Source organism: Bacillus sp. JJ1521 (assembly GCF_036965165.1).
Taxonomy (GTDB): domain Bacteria; phylum Bacillota; class Bacilli; order Bacillales; family Bacillaceae_L; genus Ferdinandcohnia.
This window is the reverse complement of sequence record NZ_JBALOX010000009.1, coordinates 20,595-24,793: the sequence shown is the minus strand read 5'-3', so window position 1 is coordinate 24,793 and position 4,199 is coordinate 20,595. Positions and strand designations below refer to the sequence as shown.

At 36.3% G+C, this 4,199-nt stretch carries 3 protein-coding genes; all 3 read left to right on the top strand.

The window, feature by feature from the left end; translation table 11 throughout:
• Positions 1 to 303 precede the first annotated feature (303 nt).
• From V7147_RS01885 to V7147_RS01875, 3 genes are read left to right on the top strand one after another with little or no spacing between them, the layout of a single operon-like run.
• Positions 304 to 1,791 carry a spore germination protein gene (locus V7147_RS01885; protein ID WP_335366162.1) on the top strand — a complete coding sequence of 496 codons (1,488 nt, stop codon included), beginning with the start codon at positions 304 to 306 and terminating at the stop codon, positions 1,789 to 1,791.
• Between the two features lie 24 nt (positions 1,792 to 1,815).
• Positions 1,816 to 2,904, top strand: a complete 1,089-nt coding sequence (locus tag V7147_RS01880; RefSeq protein WP_335366161.1) for a GerAB/ArcD/ProY family transporter — start codon at positions 1,816 to 1,818, stop codon at positions 2,902 to 2,904.
• A complete protein-coding gene (locus V7147_RS01875) occupies positions 2,901 to 3,983 on the top strand; it encodes a Ger(x)C family spore germination protein (protein WP_335366160.1) in 1,083 nt (360 codons plus the stop codon). The genes V7147_RS01880 and V7147_RS01875 overlap by 4 nt, the downstream gene beginning before the upstream one ends.
• Positions 3,984 to 4,199 lie beyond the last annotated feature (216 nt).

Below are 4,199 nucleotides of genomic sequence, written 5' to 3'. Positions count from 1 at the left end.
AGGCCCACAGGAAGTGGGCCACGAAGACGTTGCCACATGACGTGACGTTCTTAGTTTTCGTTCACTTTCTCAGGCTTTTACTGGCAGTTGCCCTCTAGGAGGGCTTAGTTCTAGTTAATGCTGGAAAATTTCCTTTGAAAATCTGTGGCATCCACCGGAGGCTTCAACTTTATTCAGACGGGGTATAAACTCCGTCTGAATAAAGTTAATAGAAAATCCATGCATAATTACCATACATTTCAAGGAATAACTAACAGAAGGGGAAGAAGTGAAGTGAAATCTGTTAGGTAAAGGGAGATCGTTATGGCAAATTGGCTTTTTAAAAAGGAACATAAAAAACCTCACTTAACTGAGGAAATATATCAGACCTTCCGAAAATCAGCAGACTTTGTTTGTCAAATTAATAACCAAGCCATTCGCCCGTTTTGGATCTGTTATCAGCGTAATATTATCGATACAAAGACCCTCAATGAACAAATTCTACCTTATTTGCTGTATACAAAAGTCTATTCAATCCGAGACCTAAAAGGGATCATTCCAAATAAGGAGATTGTAATTACTAAAAAGGTTAAGGAAATAGAAGATAAACTTTTACAAGGGAGTATTATGATTCAATTTCACAAGCATGACAGCTATTGTGCCCTTATAGATGCTGTGAAATTTGAAAAAAGATCTGTTAGTACGCCCGAAGTGGAATTCAGTGTAAATGGACCTAAAGAGGCTTTCGTGGAATCACTCGATACAAATATAAATTTAATACGAAAACGATTGCCCGTACCTGAATTGCGTGTGAAGGAGGTAACTGTTGGTAAGTTATCAAGGACTAAGGTAGCTGTACTTTATATAGAAGATATTGTGGAAAAAGAAAATGTACAAACCGTTTTACAGAGACTCAATGATTTCGAGTTTGATTCGATTAACGATACTTCTTTTATTTCGGAAATAATTGTTGATAATACGAACTCTCCATTTCCACAAATGCTTGAAACAGAGCGTCCTGACCGTACTGCTTCAGTATTAGTGGAAGGAAAAGTAGTGGTGTTAAGCGAGGGATCCCCTCAAGCTATAATAGCACCCACTACCCTTGTTGAGTTTTTTTCATCGTTTGAAGACTATTTCATGAATTGGTACATTGCATCATTTGTTCGTTTGCTTCGTCTTTTCTCAGTTATTTTTTCCATTTTAATAACACCCATTTATGTTGCCGTTCTAACCTATCATCATGAATTAATTCCACGGGATTTACTCGCAACCTTGGTTATTTCAAGACGTGAGGTCCCACTGCCCCCTATTCTAGAGGCCTTGTTTTTAGAAATAGTCATTGAACTACTGCGGGAGGCTGGAGCAAGGCTACCTGCCAAGGTCGGGCAAACAATAGGTATTGTGGGCGGTATCGTGATTGGAACGGCATCTGTAGAAGCCGGTCTTACGAGTAATGTATTGTTGATTATGGTCGCACTTGCTGCACTTGCATCATTTACAACACCTGTCTACACAATGGGTAACACAATCCGTTTAATAAGATTTCCTTTTCTTCTTTTTTCGCAGCTATGGGGTTTATTAGGAATTGTTATGTGTTTCTGTTTTCTATTAACCCATTTAATTCGATTAACCTCCTTAGGTCGGCCATTTTTAGAGCCCATTTACCCATTACGGGTAAGTGATTTAAAGGATGCCTTTGTACGACTACCATTTTCACAACTTACAAAGCGTCCAATCTACGTTCGTCCAGAAGACACAAATCGTTTTAAGCAAAAGAAAGCTCAGTCGAAAAAAGATATTGATGAGTAGCCGAAAATCCAAGGAGTTGCAATTATGAATAGGATCAAAGAATCATTTTTAGTATCTCCTTTTTTTGTATTTTTCTTAATTCATTCCATGCAAGTAGGGGTAGGAATACTTGGTTTCCAACGAATCATTGCAAAATCAGCAGGGCATGACAGTTGGATTGCCGTTATTCTAGCTGGAGTAGCGGTACACATTATTGTATGGATGATGTACAAAATCTTAAATCATTCTAAGGGAGACATAATCGAAGTTCATAAAGAGGTTTTTGGAAAATGGATAGGTGGTTTTTTTAGCCTATTATTTGTAGTCTACCTTATGACATTGGCGGTAACTGTTTTACGCACCTATATTGAGGTTGTTCAGGTATGGATGTTTCCAGAATTAAATGCCTGGGTTTTTGGCTTTTTTTCATTGTTACTTACGTACTATATTATTCTAGGTGGTTTTAGAACAGTAACGGGCATTAGCTTTTTTAGTATTGTCCTACCGGTCTATATTCTTCTCTTAGTTTTTTACCCGTTGAATTTTGCACATGTGCGAAATTTAGTACCGATCATGGACCAATCATTAATAGACATAGCAAAAGCGACAAAGGACATGACCTTGAGTATTTTAGGATTTGAAACCCTGTTGGTCTTTTATCCATTTATTAAAAATCCGGAAAGGTCTCAAAAATGGGCCCATTTAGGAGTCTTAGCTACAACTGTTTTATACTTAATTACGGTCATTACAGCAATTATGTTCTATAGTTCTGGTCAGCTCGATAAGCATATCTGGGCAACGTTATCCATGTTTAAAATAATCGTCATGCCGTTTGTGGAACGGTTTGAATATATTGGAGTAGCCTCATGGTTTCTTATTATCCTTCCCAATATTTGTATTGCGATCTGGGGCGCAAGCAGAGGCATTAAAAAAGTGTTTTCTGTTCAACAACGAAAAGTGGTACTTCTGATTTTAGCTGTCGTTTTTGTCGCAAGTAGTTTTTTTAAGTCAAGACATCAAGTAGATATGCTTAACGAATATATGTCACGTTTTGGATTCTATTTTATTTTTGTTTATATTCCGATACTTTTTGTTATCACAATAGCCATTCGTAAACTGAGGGTGAAAAAATGAAAAATATTTTAATTGGAATTGTGCTAACTGTTATTGTAGTTTTAACAATCTTATACGGCAGGGTCCCAGAAGAAATTATTGATGAAGTTAATATCGTGTCAGGTGTCGGGTTTGATCGTGCAGAAGGTCAAAAAATTAGAGGAACTGCTGTAATCCCTATTTTTAATGCGGATAAAAGCATCGACAATACGAGTTTTACCGATGAATCTTTATTAGCAAAAGAAATTATTAATGTATTACAAAAACAATCAGCAGACCCATTAGTAACAGGTGGTCTTCGCGTTGCACTGTATGAGGATGAACTTGCAAAAAATGGAATCTTACGGTATGTTGATGCCCTTCAACGTGATGCAAGTGTTGGTGCTGCAGTGTATTTAGGAGTTATTGAGGGAAAGACAAAGGATGTATTAGACAAAAGTTTAGGAAACAGGGGGACAGGGGAATACCTCGCCACGATTTTAGAACATAATATTGAAAAGCAAGATGTTCCAAGATCTGATCTTCATACTTTTTTATATATACATTATTTGGAGGGAATGGACCCATATCTTCCTACATTAAAGTTAATTGGGGAAAAGATGGAAATCACTGGGCTTGGTTTGTTTCAAAATGGGATTATGGTATCGAAAATTAAAGAAACCGATTTGTTCTTTTTTAAGGCGTTGGTGGAAAATTACGGTGAGGGCTCCTATACGTTACGATTAAATGGAACGGATGAATACGCATCAATCAAACGGATTAAAACAAATAGGAAAATAAAGGTGGAGATAGTACAAGGGGATCCAAAGGTAAACATTACAATTAAGTTTGAAGGAATTTTAAGTGAGTTTTCCGGGCAAAAGGCAACTCCAGAAATTACTCATAAGATTATCAATGAACTTGAGAGTATAATTAAAAATAAATCAGAAGCTATGTTAAAGCATTTTCAAGAAAAAAATATTGATCCTGTTGGGATTGGATATATGGCTCGACATTCAATTAGAGGCTTAGACTATGAAAAATGGAAAGCAGATTACAAAAATATTAATATAGAGGTTCATGCAAAGGTATTTTTAACGGAAACAGGTATTATTGAATAAAAAGGGCGTTTTACTTGCTTTCATGTTCACATTCAGTGTTCAATAAGAGGGAAGTAAGCAAACTTAATGGCCAAAGATAAAGTCTAACAGAGGTGTCTTATTTGAAGTATTTTATTATTACTGGAACATCTAGGGGATTGGGAGAATCCATTGTAAAACAAATTATGGACAAGAATCACACCTTGTTTTGTATTTCCAGAAAACAAAATAATGAAT